General features: G+C 71.0%; 9 protein-coding genes. 3 read left to right on the top strand and 6 right to left on the bottom strand.

What is annotated here, in order from left to right:
- Positions 1 to 144 precede the first annotated feature (144 nt).
- A complete protein-coding gene (locus ABEA24_RS02045) occupies positions 145 to 2,295 on the top strand; it encodes an AfsR/SARP family transcriptional regulator (protein ID WP_345428730.1) in 2,151 nt (716 codons plus the stop codon).
- Positions 2,296 to 2,520: 225 nt separating this feature from the next.
- On the opposite strand, the gene fumC is transcribed toward ABEA24_RS02045, so the two are convergent.
- Genes fumC through ABEA24_RS02030 form a run of 3 tightly spaced genes read right to left on the bottom strand, consistent with a single transcriptional unit; the run spans position 2,521 to position 6,553 of the window.
- Positions 2,521 to 3,981 (bottom strand): class II fumarate hydratase, encoded by a 1,461-nt coding sequence (gene fumC, locus ABEA24_RS02040; RefSeq protein WP_345428728.1) that lies wholly within the window; start codon positions 3,979 to 3,981, stop codon positions 2,521 to 2,523.
- Positions 3,978 to 5,651, bottom strand: a complete 1,674-nt coding sequence (locus ABEA24_RS02035) for an NAD-dependent malic enzyme (RefSeq protein ID WP_345428726.1) — start codon at positions 5,649 to 5,651, stop codon at positions 3,978 to 3,980. Before ABEA24_RS02035 ends, fumC begins: the two co-directional genes overlap by 4 nt.
- A gap of 53 nt (positions 5,652 to 5,704) precedes the next feature.
- A complete protein-coding gene (locus ABEA24_RS02030; protein ID WP_345428724.1) occupies positions 5,705 to 6,553 on the bottom strand; it encodes an SDR family oxidoreductase in 849 nt (282 codons plus the stop codon).
- A gap of 287 nt (positions 6,554 to 6,840) precedes the next feature.
- Between ABEA24_RS02030 and ABEA24_RS02025 the strand changes: the two genes are divergently transcribed.
- A complete protein-coding gene (locus ABEA24_RS02025; RefSeq protein WP_345428722.1) occupies positions 6,841 to 9,696 on the top strand; it encodes an AAA family ATPase in 2,856 nt (951 codons plus the stop codon).
- Positions 9,697 to 9,848: 152 nt separating this feature from the next.
- On the opposite strand, the gene ABEA24_RS02020 is transcribed toward ABEA24_RS02025, so the two are convergent.
- Positions 9,849 to 10,682 carry an alpha/beta fold hydrolase gene (locus ABEA24_RS02020; protein ID WP_345428719.1) on the bottom strand — a complete coding sequence of 278 codons (834 nt, stop codon included), beginning with the start codon at positions 10,680 to 10,682 and terminating at the stop codon, positions 9,849 to 9,851.
- Between the two features lie 194 nt (positions 10,683 to 10,876).
- On the opposite strand from ABEA24_RS02020, the gene ABEA24_RS02015 reads away from it, so the two are divergent.
- Positions 10,877 to 11,521, top strand: a complete 645-nt coding sequence (locus ABEA24_RS02015; protein ID WP_345428717.1) for a TetR/AcrR family transcriptional regulator — start codon at positions 10,877 to 10,879, stop codon at positions 11,519 to 11,521.
- A 46-nt stretch (positions 11,522 to 11,567) separates the two neighbouring features.
- Here ABEA24_RS02015 and ABEA24_RS02010 read toward each other — a convergent pair whose 3' ends face one another.
- On the bottom strand, positions 11,568 to 14,447 hold the full coding sequence (locus tag ABEA24_RS02010; RefSeq protein ID WP_345428715.1) for a helix-turn-helix transcriptional regulator: 2,880 nt from the start codon (positions 14,445 to 14,447) through the stop codon (positions 11,568 to 11,570).
- Between the two features lie 240 nt (positions 14,448 to 14,687).
- Positions 14,688 to 15,566, bottom strand: coding sequence for an alpha/beta hydrolase (locus tag ABEA24_RS02005; protein WP_345428712.1), 879 nt, complete (start codon positions 15,564 to 15,566; stop codon positions 14,688 to 14,690).
- Positions 15,567 to 15,731: the final 165 nt, after the last annotated feature.

Here is a 15,731-nt window from a genome sequence, read left to right as displayed (position 1 = left end):
CCACGCTCCGAAAGGCCTCCTCATGACGCTGATCCCGACATTGATCTCGCTCGATGAGCGGCACGGCACCGCCATTCAGGAGCGGCGGATGTTCTCCGGTACCCCCACATGGCGCCGTCCATCGTGATGTCCACTGAAACGGCGGTGCCTGATTCCGAGCGGGAGGATCCGGGTTGCGCTGACGGGGTTCTTCCGCCACTGAGAATCGACCCGCGCCCGGCCGTCCGGTTCAGCGTGCTCGGCCCGGTCCGGGCGTGGCGTGGCCCGGACGAGGTGGACCTGGGCCCGCCCCAGCAGCGGGCGATCCTCGCGCTGCTGCTCGTCCGGTCGAATCGGCTCGTTTCCGTCGAGGACATGATCGAACTCCTCTGGGAACAGGACCCGCCGGGCAGCGCCGTCAACGCCATCCACAAATATGTCGGCAGCATCAGGCGCCTGCTCGAGCCGGATCTCGAAGCCAGAACCAGCGGACGCTGGCTGACCAGGCACGGCGGCACATACCGCCTCGCCGTCGACGAGAGCACGTCGGACCTGATCGCCTTCCGCCGCACGGTGAAGGACGCGCAGACGGCCCGGGCCGACGGCCGTCCGGCGGACTCCTTGGACCTCCTGATGGAGGCGCTGGCTCTCGCGCGGGGGGCCTGCGGGGAGGGTCTCGACCTGCGCGGGCGGAACCGGAACCACTTCACCGCGGTGGACCAGGAGTACGTCGCCGCCGTCGCCGACGCGGCCGACGCCGCCCTCGTCAGCGCTCAGGCACCGCGGGTCCTCCCGATGCTCAGGCAGTTGGCATGCGACGAACCGCTGAACGAACCGCTGCAGGCCCGGCTGGTGCTCGTCCTCGGGGCGGCTGGGCGACAGGCCCAGGCCCTGTCGTACTACCAGCTGGTCCGAGAGCGGCTCCGTGACGAACTCGGCGTGGACCCCGGCGAGGAGATGCGCGCCGCGTACGGCAAGGTGCTGCGACAGGAGTTCTCGGCCTTCGCCGACGACGGGCGGGCCGGCTCGGTGCCCAAGCCCGGGTCTCCAGGGGCGTCCGCGGAATCGGCCGGGATGCCGGATGAATCCGAACCCGCGGATACGCCGAGTGAACGTGCTGTCTGGAGCATCGCGGCCCCCCGCTCCCTGGCGCCCCTGGTGCCTCCCGCGCAGTTGCCCGCCGACCTGCCCGTTTTCGTCGGTCGCGAGGAGGAGCTCTCGTTCCTGTCGGAAGCGCTCGGTCCCGGCGGCGAACCGCCGGGCGCCGGAGTCTGCGCGATCGCCGGCATGCCGGGCATCGGCAAGACCACGTTCGCCGTCCACTGGGCCCATCTCGTCGCGAAACACTTCGCGGACGGTCAGATGTTCCTGGATCTGCGCGGGTTCGACGCGAGCGCCTCCCCCACCACGCCGGCGGACGCGCTGCGTGCCCTGCTGTGCTCGCTGGGCATCGCCACCGAGCTCCTGCCCGACAGCCTCGACGCCCTCGTCGCCATGCACCGCAGCCTCCTGGCCGACAAACGCGTCCTCATCGTGCTGGACAACGCGCATGACGTCGAGCAGATCCGCCCGCTCCTGCCGGGCAGCCCGGGATCCCTGGTCGTCGCCACGAGCCGGAACCCGCTGACCGGGCTGGCCGTGGCGCAGGGCGCACAGCTGCTCACGCTCGACCTCTTCCCGCCGGCCACCGCCAAGGAGGTCCTTCGGCGCCGGCTGGGCGCCGCCCGCGTCGCCGCCGAACCGGAGGCGGTGGAGCAGATAATCCGGCTGAGCGGCCGGCTGCCGCTGGCCTTGGCGCTGCTGTCGGCCCGGGCCGTCGCCCATCCCGACTTCCCGCTGGCGTCCATCGCCGACGACCTGCGGCGTACGAGGGGGCGCCGAGGCCACCTTGACGTGTTCGGCGCCGCGGGCGGGGCCGCCGACGCCCGGTCGGTCTTCTCCTGGTCGTACCGACGCCTCAGCCCGCCGGCCCGCCGGATGTTCCGGCTGCTGTCGCTGCGGCCGGGCCCCGACGTCACGGCCGCGGCCGCGGCCGGCCTCCTCGACGTCCAGCCGGAGGAGGCGAGCCGACTGATCGCCGAACTGACCGGCACCTCGCTGTTCGCCGAGGACCGACCCGGACGATACTTCTGTCACCCTTTGGTCAGCGCCTACGCCGGCGAACTGTCGGAGTGCGCTGATTCGGAAGCGGACCGGCGCGAGGCACAGGCCCGCCTGCTCGATCATCACCTGCGTTCCGGACCCGGCGCCGAGCGGCCACAGCCCTGGAACCACACCCGGAGTGAGTCGCCCCTTCGGCGCCGGAACGGGGTGTGAACCCCGTGCCGGTCTCCGGCCGCCAGTCCGTCATGCCGTGGTTCGCGACTGAACACCACGTGGTCGCCGGAGGTGTCGCCCTGGCGGCGGGATCCGACACCGGACCCGACGCGGGATCCGGCATCGGGGTCTCCGCCCGGCAGCCGGCCCCGGCCCTTCGGCGGTTCTAGCGGTGCCACGGCTCGTTCCACCTGTTCCGTGGTGGTGCGCTTCCCGAGCGGTACGTCACGCGCCGGCGAAACCGTCGCCGACCATGGCGAGCGGATCGACGACCCTGTCGAAGGTCTTGGCATCGACATGCCCACTGGCCAGGGCCGCCTCGCGCAGAGTCAGGCCCTTGGCGAGCGCCTCCTCGGCGATATGTGCGGCGTTCTGGTAGCCGATGAGCGGACTCAGCACCGTGACGAGCATCAGGCTGTCGTCGACGTACTGGGCGATCTTCTTGCGGTTGAGTTCGGTGCCCACGACGGAGAACGTCCGGAACTTCTCCGCACCGTCGGCGAGGATGCGTGCGGAATGCAGGAAGTTGGCGATGATGATCGGGCGCATCGCGTTGAGCTCGAAGTTGCCCTGGCTGCCGGCAAAGGCCACCGCGGCGTCGTCGCCGAGGACCTGGATGGCGATCATGACGATCGCCTCGCACTGGGTCGGGTTGACCTTGCCGGGCATGATCGAGGAGCCGGGCTCGTTATTCGGGAGCAGCAGCTCGCCGAGTCCGGCCCGCGGTCCCGACGCCAGCCACCGCATGTCGTTGGCGATCTTCATCAGGGCCACGGCCAGCCCGCGCAGCGCTCCGTGCGCCCGCACCATCGAGTCCAGGGACCCCTGCGCCATGAACTTGTTCGGCGCCGTGACGAACGGCTTGCCGGTCAGATCGGCGATCCGGGCGGCGACGTCGCGGCTGAATCCCTTCGGCGCGTTCAGTCCCGTCCCGACGGCGGTGCCGCCCAGCGCCAATTCGAGGAGGCCCTTCCGCGCGTACTCGATCTCTGCGATGCAGGCACGCAGCTGTGCGGCCCAACCCGACCACTCCTGTCCGACGGTCAAGGGCACGGCGTCCTCAAGGTGCGTGCGCCCGATCTTGACGACGTCGTGCCACTGTCGGGCCTTCAGCTCGATCGCGGTGGCGAGCTGTCGTGCCTGGGGCAGCAGACGGTCGTCGATCTCGAAGACCGATGCGATGTGCATCGCGGTGGGAAAACTGTCGTTGCTGGACTGCCCCATGTTGACGTCGTCGTTGGGGGCGACCGGCTCCTGCGTCCCGAGCGTGCCCCCCAGCAGCTGGCAGGCCCGGTTTGCGATCACCTCGTTGACGTTCATGTTGCTCTGGGTCCCGGACCCGGTCTGCCACACGTAGAGCGGATAGCTGTCGTCGAGGTCGCCGGCGATGGTCTCCTCGGCCGCCTGGACGATGGCCCGCAGCTTCCAGTCGGGCAGGCGTCCGGCGTCCGCGTTGACCAGTGCCGCCGCCTTCTTGACGTAGCCGTAGGCGTGGTAGACCGCCTTGGGCATGCGGTCGCCACCGATGGAGAAATGGATCAGGGAGCGTTGCGTCTGCGCTCCCCAGTAGCGGTCCGCGGGCACCTTGACGCTGCCCATGCTGTCGAACTCCGTCCGCTCTCCCGACGCGTCGATGCCGACGGGCACGACCCTGAGCACAGGATGCTGCCCCTCGTTCGCGCTCATGAGCGTGCGCCCTCTCCGCCGGGCCGCGGCAGGTCCCGTTCCCGGTACACCGGTTGCCACATCGCCTTGCGGACCGCTTCCACGAGGTTGGTGTGCCTCCTCGTGGCCACGCCGTCCTCGGCGGCGGCCTCGGCCACGGCGACCGCGACCGTCGCGGACAGCGCCCGCAGGTTCGCCACCGGTGGCAGCAGCGCGGCACCCCGCCTGCTCACGTCCACCTGCCCGGCCACCGCTTCGGCGGCGGACAGCAGCATGTTGTCGGTGACATGCTTCGCGCCGGAGACGATCGTGCCCAGGCCCAGGCCCGGGTAGAGCATCGCGTTGTTGGCCTGGCCGATCTCGTACGTGACGCCGTTGTACTCGACGGGGTCCACCGGGATGCCGGCCGCGACCAGCGCCCGCCCCTGCGACCACGCCAGCGCGTCCGTCGGCATGACCTCGATGCGGCTCGTGGGGTTCGACAGGGGCAGCAGGATGGGGCGCTCCACCCCCGCGGCCAGCGCCGCGACGACCTCCTTCGTGAAAGCGCCGGCGACTGTCGACGTCCCGATCAGGATCGTCGGCTTGACGTGCTCGACCGTGGTGAGCAGGTCGATCTCGCCGTCGGCCCAGTCCGCGACCTCGGCCTTGCGCCGCGCGTAAACCCGCTGATAGTCCGGTAGTCCGGGCATGTCGTCGGTGACCAGGCCGTGCTTGTCGATGAGCCAGATGCGGTCTTTCGCCTCCTGCGTCGACGCGCCGTCCCGGAGCATCGCGGCGTGGATCTGGTCGGCCATCCCGGTGCCGGCGGTGCCGGCGCCGAACACCACAAGACGCTGGTCGGCCCACCGATCCCCGGTCACCCGCAGTGCCGCGAAGACGGCGGCCATGACGATGGCGCCGGTGCCCTGCATGTCGTCGTTGAAGATCCGATAGCGCGCCGCGTTGCCGACCAGGATGCGCCGGGCGTTTCCGGGGCCGAAGTCCTCGAAGTGCAGCAAGGCGTTCGGGAAGAGCTTGGCGGCCGTCGCCAGGTACCGGGCGATGAAGTCGTTGTAGCGCCTGCCGGTGACCCGCGCGTGGCGGTTGCCGAGATAGTACGGGCTGTTGAGCAGCAGCTCGTTGTCGGTGCCGACGTCGAGGTTAACGGCGATGACCCGGTTGGGGTCGATGCCGGCGGCGGCGGTGTAGACGGCGAGCTTGCCGATCGAGATGTCGGTGCCGTTCACCCCCCAGTCGCCGATGCCGAGGATCTCCTGCGCGTCCGAGACGACGATGAGGTCCACGTCGTCGGCGGCGAGGCCGAGCGAGCGGAACGAGTCCTCGACGTCCTCCGGGCGGTCGATGGACAGATACGTGGCCCGCGAGTCACGGAAGTCGCTGGACCACTGCTCGATCGCGTCCCCCACGGTCGGGTCGTACACGATCGGCAGCAGCTCGGTGAGGTGGTCGGCCAGGAGCTTGTAGTAGAGCACCTGGTTCTGGTTGTGCACCTCGTTGAGATACAGGTACCGGTGCAGGTTGGAGGGCTGTTGCTGCATCTGCGTGTAGGCCCGGACCGCCTGCTCGTCGAGGGTCTCGACGGCGGCCGGCAACCGGCCCACAATTCCCAGTTCGGCGCGCTGGGCCAGGGTGAAGGCCGTTCCGCGGTTGCGGTAGCGGTCCTCGAGGATGCTGGGCTTGATGGACATGCGGTACCTCCGGGAGGTGGTGGCTGAGGAATGCGCTCGGCTCACGCCGCCGTTCAGTCGGAGACCGAGGTCTCGGGCCGCATGTCGAACGACGCCTGCAGACTGGCCGGGCGCTTCCCCAGCCCGGCCTTGGTCGTCCGGCTCCAGGGCGCCTCGATAAGCCGCTTGGTCTCCTCGAGCATCGACTCGGGTTCCAGGTTCCGGTACGCGTCGACCTCGCCGGCGGCGACCGCCGTCATCGTGGCGTAGACCGGTTCGGGGTCGAACTGCGCCCGCGGGAACGCCAGCTTCGAGTAGTCGAACAGCCGCTCGGACGCGTCGTCCTCCCACCCCGTCCAGGTCTGGAACATCCGGTCGTTGAAGCCGGTGAGGAACGGACCCGGGTTGACCGTCGCAACCTCGACGCCGAACTCCTGCAGCTCGTTGGCCATGGTCTCGGCGATGGCTTCGACGGCGTGCTTCGAGGCCGCGTAGAGGCCGGTGAACGGGTTGGTGTTCAGGCCCTCCCGGGAGGAGACCCACACGATCCGTCCCTCGCCCCCCTTCACCATCTGCTTGGCGATGCCCTGCGTCAGCAGGAGCGGCCCGATGACGTTGACCTCGAACTGCCTGCGCATGTTGGCGCCCGGTACGTCGACGGTGGCGCCGCCTTCCCCCACGCCCGCGTTGTTGACCAGGATCTCGACGTTCCACGCGAGCGCCTTCCGGCGGTCGCCGGCGTCGGTCACGTCGAGCTTCTCGACCTGGAGGTCGACGCCTCGTTCGGCCGCCTGCCGCTTCAAGGTCTGCACCTGGGCCCAGATCTCGACCGCCGCGACGACGTCGAACCCCTTCTCCGCGAGCCGCATCGCGACCTCGTGGCCGAATCCGGTACCCGACCCCGTAATAAGAACCTTCCGCACAGTACAGTCCTTTCCTCATGTCGTGGCGTTCTCCGACGATGCGGACGCCCGACCACGGACCTGTCGACCTTGGACAGCGTCTCGCCGGAGCACCGTTTCCCATATCCGCCAGTGCACAGGACCGATGGCCAGTCGTCGGCACGGGCGAACCTGACCAAAGCAGCCTCCCTCCCAGGAAATGGAGTTGGACTCCAGCGAGTAGAAGTTAACTTGACTCAACGGAGAGCAACTGCGACGGTGTGAAGGACGCGGCCACCGGTCGCGGCCGAGCTGATCCGGAGAGCGACATGAGTGGTCAATCTGCGATCACCCTCGCCCCCGAGGGGCACGACGTCCTGGTCGGCAGGCAGGCCGAACACGGATACCTCGCACGGATGCTCGACGACGTCCGACGGGGCAACGGCCGCAGCGCGGTGGTGAGCGGCGAACCGGGCATCGGCAAAACCGCACTGCTGGATCATCTGTGCCGCCGCACCGGGGACACCCTGATTCTCCGAGCGGCGGGCGTACCGGCCGAACAAGGGTTCGCCTACGCCGCACTCCACCATCTCCTGGGCGCGTTCCTGGACCGCGCGGACACGCTGGTCGAACCTCTGCGGATGGCACTGCGGGTCGCATTCGGGGTGGACGCCGGTGAGCCCCCGGACCCGCTGGCCGTCAGCCAAGGAACGTTGGCGCTGCTACGAGCGCTGTCGGCGGAACGCCCGGTGGTGTGCGTGGTGGACGACCAGCATTGGCTCGATGAGGCCTCGACGCGAGCGCTGAGCCTTGTCAGCAGACGACTCGACCGGGACAAGGTGGGCCTGCTCTTCGCGGCGACCGCCCCGGCGCGCGCGCTGACCGCCCTGCCCGAGATCCGTGTCAGGGGACTGTCGGCGTCGCACGCCGGAGAGCTGCTCGACGCCGTACTCGTCGGCCCGGTCGACCCGGCCGTGCGCCGGCGGATGGTCGCCGAAGCGGACGGCAACCCGTCGACCCTGTTGCAAATGGCCGCCGCGTTCGGACCGTTCGGACCGTTCGACGGGCCCGCCTCCCGGGCGACGGCACAGTCGCAACAGCTCGAAGCCGCCTACCGCGCGCGGCTGGAGCGGCTGCCCGAACGGTCCCGCCACCTGGTCCAGCTCGCCGCCGTCGACCCGGTCGGCGAGCCGGGACGGCTGTGGGCCGCCGCGGCCCTGCTCGGCCTGGACCGCGAGCGTCTGGCCACGGCCGTCGAGCAGGGTTTCATCGTCGTCGGCAGCAGCGTGTACTTCGGACATCCGCTCGCCCGCGCCGCGGCCTTCCGCATGATGAGTCCGGCCGAGCGCCGGGCGGCCCACGCGGCGCTGGCGGCCGTGACCGACGTCGACACCGACCCGGATCGCCGGGCCTGGCACCGGGCGGAGGCCGCCGACAGCCCCGACGAGGCAGTCGCCCATGACCTCGACCGCTTCGCCGGCCGGGCCCGGCGGCGGGGCGGGCTGGCCGCGGCCGCGGCCTTCCGGAGGAAGGCCGCGGCGCTGACGCCGGACAAGCGGCGCCAGGCCGTCCGCCTGATCTCGGCAGCCGAGGCGGCGCGCGAGGCGGGGGCCCTCGACACCGCGCTGGACTTGCTGGAACTGATCGACGAAGCCGTCGTCGACGAGCGGCTGACCCCGCGCCTGCTGCGGTTGCGTTGCCGGATCGCCTGGGCCCAGCAGCGGCCGACGGACGCGGTGCGGGACTTGCTGGCCTGTGCCGGGCAGCTGGCGGCGGATGACCCCGGGCAAGGCCGGGAGGTGTGTCTGGAGGCGCTGGTCGGCACGATCTGGACCGCCGGGCCGGACCGGCTGTCCGAGGTCGCCGGCGCAACGTTCGCGATCGCGCCGGCCGACGCCCCCGATGCCATCCCCACCAGGGTCGCCACCGTCGCGGCGCCGAGCCTGGCCGACGATACGGTGGCGGTCCTGCTGAACGGCCTGCGGGCCCTGGCCGTCGAGGGCTATGCCGCCGCAGCGCCCGAGCTGCGCCGGGCGATGGACCTACTGGCCGCCGACCCCGACGGTTCCACCGGCCCCGGTGGCTCCCCGGGCCCAGACCCGGCGGTTCCGAGCCCGGCGACGTTGTATGCGACCTTGCTGTTGCCCGTCGCGCTCTGGGATGCAGAAGCCTGGCCGCGGCTGATCGACAAGGTCCTGGCCCACGCGCGGGGGAACGGAGCGCTGGGCATCCTGGCGTGCGCGCTGGACTCCCTGGCCGTGTGCCAGATGTGGACCGGCGACCTGGCCGCGGCGGGCGCCGCGCTCGACCAGGCATGCCGGCTGCACGCCGCCACCACTGGAGCGGTCAACCCGTACAACCGGACGATGCTGGCCGCGTGGCGGGGCGACGAGGCCAGAACGCTCCAGTTGGCCGCCGAGGCGCGCTCCGCACCGGGCCCGACGTCGTTCGCCCAGCTCGTACTCACCGACTACGCCGAGGCCGTGTTGTGCAACGGCACCGGCCGCTTCGAGCAGGCGCACGCGGCCACCTGCGGGCTGCTCGACACTCATCCGCCGACGCTCGGCGCGCTCGTCGCGTCCGAACTGGCCGACGCCGCCTCGCGCTGCGGAGCGGTGGCGGACCTGCGGCGCCTGGAAACCTGGCTGCTGGTCCGGGTCCGGGCGACGCCGGGACCGTGGGTCGTCGGAATCGCGGAGCGGGTGCAGGCGTTGCTCAGCACAGGCGACGAGGCGGAGACGCATTATCAGGCCTCGATCGAGCAGCTCCGCCGGACCGGCAGCCGGACGGAGCTGGCCCGGTCGGAGCTGCTGTACGGCGAGTGGCTGCGCAGGCGGGGGCGTCGCGGTTCCGCCAGACAGGTGCTGCGCGAGGCCTACCACCGGTTCCGCGCCATCGGCGCCGGCGCTTTCGCCGAGCGTTCCGCCCGGGAGCTGCGCGCGACCGGGGACCCGTCTGTGCGGGAGGTCACCGCCGACTACGGCCGGCTCACCGCGCAGGAAGCGCAGATCGCCGCGTTGGCGGGAGAGGGGCTGACGAACCCCGAGATCGGCGCCCGGCTGTTCATCAGTAGCCGGACCGTGCAACACCACCTGCGCCATGTGTTCCAGAAGCTCGGCATCACGTCGCGGACGCAGTTGCCGGAGCCGACCCGCGTCGCCTTCGACGGCGCCCTCGGCGGGTGACACCCGGCAATCGACTGAGGACCGGAGCCGACGACTCCGATCCTCAGCGGCGTGCACCGGACTGCGGACGACGGTCATTCCCCGGCGAGCGCACGCCAGGTGTCTCCCTCGTCGCCGGGCAGGCCGTGCAGTGATCGTTCGGCTGGCGCCCGCTATTCGGCGAGGAACTCCATCAGCGCCTTGTTGACCTCTTCGTGGAACGTCCACGGGATGTTGTGCGGCCCGTGCTCGATGCGCACCAGCCGGCAGTCCTTGATCAAGCCGGGCAGGCGGTCGGCCGTCACCGCGATCGGCAGGATGCGGTCCTCCGTCCCGTGCAGCACCAGGGTCGGGACGTCGATGGCGTCCAGGTCGCTGCGGAAGTCGGTGGCCCACGTGTCGACGCACGCGTACGTCGCGAGGGGCGAGGCGAGCGAGGCCGTGGTGAAGCCGCCGCGGATCGCCGCGTCCGTGATGCGATCGGGGGCAAGCTTGTCGACGTTGTTGAAGTTCTGGAAGAACTCGTCGAGGAACACGAAGCGGTCGGCCCGGATGGCGGCCTTGGTCGACGTGAACTGGGACGGATCCAGACCGAGCGGATTGTCGTCGGTGCGCACCATGAACGGCGGGATCGCGCCCATGAGCACGGCCTTGGCGACCCGGCCGGAGCCGTAGCGGCCGAGGTAGCGGGTGACTTCACCGGTGCCCATGGAGAACCCGACGAGGACGGCGTCCTGCAGGTCCAGATGCTCCATCAGGGCGTGGAGGTCGGCTGCGAACGTGTCGTAGTCGAATCCGGTGCTCGGCTTGCTGGAGGAGCCGAACCCGCGCCGGTCGTAGGCGATGACGCGGTAGCCCGCGTCGAGCAGGACCGGTTCCTGGCGCTCCCAGGAGTGCAGGTCCAGCGGGTAGCCGTGGATCAGGACGACGGGGCGGCCGTCGCCATGGTCCTCGTAATAGATCTGGATGTCGGCGCCGTTCTCCTCGCCGACTGTGAGCAATGCCATGAGAGCGCCTCTCTCGTGTGGTGTGAGCCGGTCGGATGCGAGCCGGTCGGCGGTCGTCGACGGCCGTGGCCGGTGGTTCCACGCTAGGAACCGGCACTGGACGGCCAATGGACGTGCCGGGGTATCGACCAGAGTGCTGCTCCAGTGACTAAAGTCGACGGAACCAACCGCACCACTCGAGACGGGATTGCCGCGTGTCAGAGCCCACCGGAGAACGGCCTCCGACCCGGCGTGACGAGTACGCCGAGGTGACCCGGCTGGCCGTGGTCGACGCCGCCCGCGAGCTGTTCGGCGCGAACGGCTATGTCAAGACGAAGGTCGACGAGATCGCCCGCCGGGCCCGGGTCTCGCCGGCGACGGTGTACGCCCAGTGCGGCGGCAAGCAGGGCCTGCTCGAGACCCTGATGGACATGTGGACCTCCGGCACCCGCGTCCAGCAGATCATCGACGACTGCCGGGACGCCGGGACCGCCAGGGAGAAGCTCTCGGTGCTGGCCGTCGGCTACGTCCTCATCTACGCGGAGTCCGGGGACATCATCCGGATCGTGACTGAGGCGGCGGCAAGCATCCCGGCGGCGGCGGAGTTCCTGCACGTCGCGAACCTGCGCCACCAGGAGGCGCTCGCCGAGATCGTCGCAGGGATCCGCGCGACCGGCGAGATCGTGGACGATCTGTCGGACGAGGACGTCGTACGGACCATCTTCTACCACTTCCGCTACGAGCAGTTCACCCTGGCGTCCGAGGAGTTCGGCTGGGGCGTGGCCCGCGCCCGCGACACGATCCGGGAATGGCTGGCACAAGCCATCCTGAAAAGCCAGCCAGTCGAGTCCGGCGTCTAGGTCAGACGACTGATTGTGGTGTCGATCGTCGGACACTGGTGCAGCACTAGGGCGGCATGCCCGTCCGCCGAACGGCCCGATCGAGGCCGGCCGACGGGAACAGTTGGCTGCGCGAGGTGATGCCGAGTTTCAGGAACACCTTGCGCAGGTGGTATTGGACCGTGCGGCTGCTGATGTAGAGGCGGGCGCCGATCTCGGGGTTGGTCAACCCTTCGGCCGCCATCGTGGCGATCTGCGCCTCCTGAGCCGTGAGCTGCCCGTGCTCGAGGGTGACGTCGACGGCGGAGGCGTCGCCCACTGCCCGGAGCGCGCGGACGGCGCGCTCGGCGAACGCCTGGGCACCGATCCCCCGGAACCGCCCGTGGGCGTCGCGCAGGACATTCCGGGCCTCGCTGCGGCGCCCCTGAAGGCGCAGCCACTCGCCGAACATCAGCGCGGTCCGCGCCTGCTCCGTACGGCTGGCCGTCCTCGAGAGATGGTCGATCGAACTCCGGTAGTGGGGTTCAGCGTCGCCGTCCTCGTCCAGCAGCGCCCTGACCCGTTCGGCGATGCCGGCGACCCATCGTCCGGGTGCGGCGGCGACGCGTTGCCGCAGCCACGCGTCGAGGCGCTCGAGGTCGTCCACCGCCCCGCTGCCCGCGGCCGAGTCGGCGAGTTCGGATACGACGATGGCGCTCACCGGGGCACGGCCCGAGCCGAAGACGCGGCGCGCGGCCGCGAACGCCTGCTCGAAGCGGCCGGTCGCGTTGAACAGCACGGCCTCGGCACAGTCGGCCAGAGGCACGGGCGTGCTCTCTGGCGGGTTCGCGGCCCGGATCTCGGCTCCCAGCCGCAACGTCCCGGCCTCGTCGCCCCGCCAGGCCGCGAGCAGCATCCGGGTGTGCGGGCCGGCGACCCGGCCGGTGACGGCGACCACGCGTCCCGCCTCGTCGACCAGGTCGGCCGACGCGTCCAGGTCCCCGGCCCACATCAGGTGCACGCACAGCGCTTCCAGCCCGGCGGGCAGGACGGCGAGTGCTCCCTCGCGCCGTGCGCAGTCCACGACGTGGTGGGCCAGGCGCCGCCAAGCCCGCTCGTCCCACATCGTGAGCGGCAGCGAGACCATCGGCCGGACAGTGACGGGCGTCGGACGGGCCGGCTCCGGGTGCGCGCACAGCACGTCCAGGGCTCGGCGTAGGGCCGGCGCCGCGGCTTCGAAGCCGGCCACGACGAGGGTCCGCAGCCCGTCCAGGGTCAGCGCCATCGCGTCGCCGGCCGAGCCGGGGACGGAGACGCGGATGTCATCCGGTACGGCCGCGACGACTTTCGCGCCTTCGGTGACGACCGGGCCTCCGACCGGCCATACCGCCCCGCTGAGGGTTTCCAGGTACACCTCCAGGGCTTGCGCGGGGTCGTGTTTCATGATCAGCGGCGCCGCTGCCACCAGGTACCCGACCGCTTCGGCCGGGTGCTGCCGGGCCAGGGCGATCCGGCCGCGCAATCGCAGCACCCGGCCGGCCTCCGGCTCGCCGACGACAAGTTCGTCGGCCATCTCCAGCAGGTCGAGCGCGTCTTCAGGGAAACCGGCGTCATGGGTCGCCTCGGCGGCGGCGATCAGGCGTCTGACCCGGTAGCCCTGGTCGGGGGTCAGCAGGGCCGCCCGGGTGCGGAAGGCAGCGACCGCGGCGAGTCCGCCCCGCCGCCGGGCCAGGCCGGTGGCACGGTCGAGCTCTCGGGCGATCTCCTCGTCGGGGCCGTAGGCAGCCTCGGCGCGGTGCCAGGCTCGGCGGTCCGGGTCGAGCCTGGCGTTCGTGACCGCCGCGAGCGCCCCGTGGACCGCCCGGCGGTTCGCGGGATCGGTGGCGCGGTGGACGGCGGAACGTGCGACCGGGTGGGCGAAGTGCACCGTGGTGTCGATGACGACGAGCCAGTCCTCGGCGTCGGGCCCGAGGCAGTCCCGGTCCAAGCCGAGCAGCGCGGCCGCGGCCCAGAGCCGGAGCGGATCGCCGACCGGGTCGGCGGCGACCAGTTCCACCAGCCGGCGCGAGCGGCCCGGCAGCCGTTCCAGCTGCCTACGGTACGCAGCGTCGATCCGCGGTGACACGGGCATCGCGCCGGGCAGGGCGTAGCCGCCGGCCAGGTCCAGCGGCCCGACGGTGCGGGGCAGCTCCAGCAGGGCCAGAGGGTTGCCGCCGGCCTCGGCGACGATCTGCCGGCGTACCGCCGGATCGAGCGGGCCGACGAGCGCCGCGTCGAGCAGTTGTCCGCCGTGCCGCGTGGACAGGCCCGCCACGTGGACGGCGGGGAGGGACTCGAACTCGGCCGACACCATGGCGGATGCCAGCACCACGCCCACCCGGTCGCGGTCGAGGCGCCGGCCGACGAAGGCCAGGACGCCCATCGACGCCCGGTCGAGCCACTGCTGGTCGTCCAGGACGCACAGGACGGGACGTTCCCGTGACAGCACCTGCAGCAACGCGAGCGTGCCGAGCCCGACGCACAGCGCGTCGGGGGGTTCACCGGCCTCCACACCGAGGGCCACCCGCAGTGCCGCTCGCTGGGGGTCGGCCAGCCTGTCGGCCCGGTCGATGAACTCGCCGAGGAGGCGGTGCAGTGCGGCATAGGCCAGCTGCTGTTCGGCCCGGGCACCGTCGACACGGCGGATGAGCATGTCGGAGGCGCCCTCGCACAGCCGGTTCAGAAGCGCGGTCTTGCCGATGCCCGGCTCGCCGACGAGGACCAGCAGGTCGCCGCGGCCGCGGCGGACGTTGTCGAGCAACTGCGCCAGGCGCCGGCCCTCGTTGTCCCGGCCGACGAGGGCGCCGGCGCGGCCGATGATGTTCGAGGGCTGATCGCCCGGGATCTCGCGGTGACCGCCCGGGGCCGCGACCGGAACCTCGCTCCGGCCGTACCGCGACCGGCTTTCGCCGCGGCTTGACGGGGCCATTCGGCCTCTCCTCACGGTTGCGAGCATTCCTGCGAGACCGCAAACGCTCTCCCCGATCATTGCAGTGAACCTTTGGCAGGTCAACGTGAACTCGACTCGCTGGAGCTAGCCTCCAGTGCCCCCACCCGGGCTGCGACGAGCAGAAAGCGTTGCCCCGCGGGTCGGGATTCCCACGGGGCAACGCTGAGGAGCGGGCACGGATCACGGGGGGCCGGTGGCGGCCGCCCTGACCGGGAACGGTCAGCTACCGCCCTTGAGCAGCGACGACAGAGCCTGGCCGATCACCGCCGTCACAGCGCCCGGATGTGTGACGAGGGTGAGGTGGGAACCGCCCTTGAACCAGGTCACCTTCGAGTGCGCCCGCTTGGCCATCATCGCAAGGGAGTCCGGAGTGATGATCTGGTCGCCGCTGGAAATGAACGACCACGACGGCAGGTGCTGCCACGCGGCGTACTTCGTCGGCGTCCCCAGCGCCAGGCTCGAGGCCTCGGTCTGCGAGGCCCACCCCTCGCGCGCCTGCGAGTTCGTCAGGTCGTTGCCGAAGTAGTCGGCATAGGCCTTCTGGGTGAGGAGCAGGTTCGTGCTGCCTCCGGGCCCCGGGACCTCCTGCAGCAGCTCGGACTTGGGATGGGTGTAGACCACGGACGTCGCGCCGTTCAGCGTGTTGATGGCCTCGCCGACGGCCGGCGCGTAGGCGTCGACGAACACCAGCCCGACGACGTTGTCCGCCTGCGCCGCGGCATTGGTGATCACCGCGCCGCCGTACGAGTGGCCGACCAGGAGCACCGGACCCGGGATCGCGCGCACGAACGCGGCGACCTTCTCGGCGTCGGTGGTCAGGTTCTCGACGGGGTTGTCCGCGGCGCGCACCACGCACCCGGCCCGCTGGAGCTGGTTGATCTCACCGCTCCAACCCGACGAGTCCGCCCACGCACCGTGGACCAGGACGACGGTGATCGCCCGGTGGCCGGGGGCCGAGCAGCGGACCGGACTGCGAGCGTCGCCGTGGCCGGCGGTGTCTGCGGTCGCATGGCCGATTCCGACGGCTGTGAGCGCGACCGCCGCGGCAGCGACGGCGGCCGACGCGAGGGATCGGCGAATTCGTGATGTGCTTCGCACGAGGGCGTCCTTTCTGAAGGCGATGACACGGCGCGGCGTCGTGGAGGGGACGCCGACCGCGCTCATCGTCACGCCGGGGACGCGGGTTCGTATCCGCCAGTGCACAGGGTGGATGGCCAGTCGTGGGCGCGGCGACGGTCACTTGAAATCAAGTGCCGTGTCCTA

Source organism: Actinoallomurus vinaceus, from assembly GCF_039542055.1.
Taxonomy (GTDB): Bacteria; Actinomycetota; Actinomycetes; order Streptosporangiales; family Streptosporangiaceae; genus Actinoallomurus; species Actinoallomurus vinaceus.
This window is presented reverse-complemented; position numbering and strand designations above follow the sequence as displayed.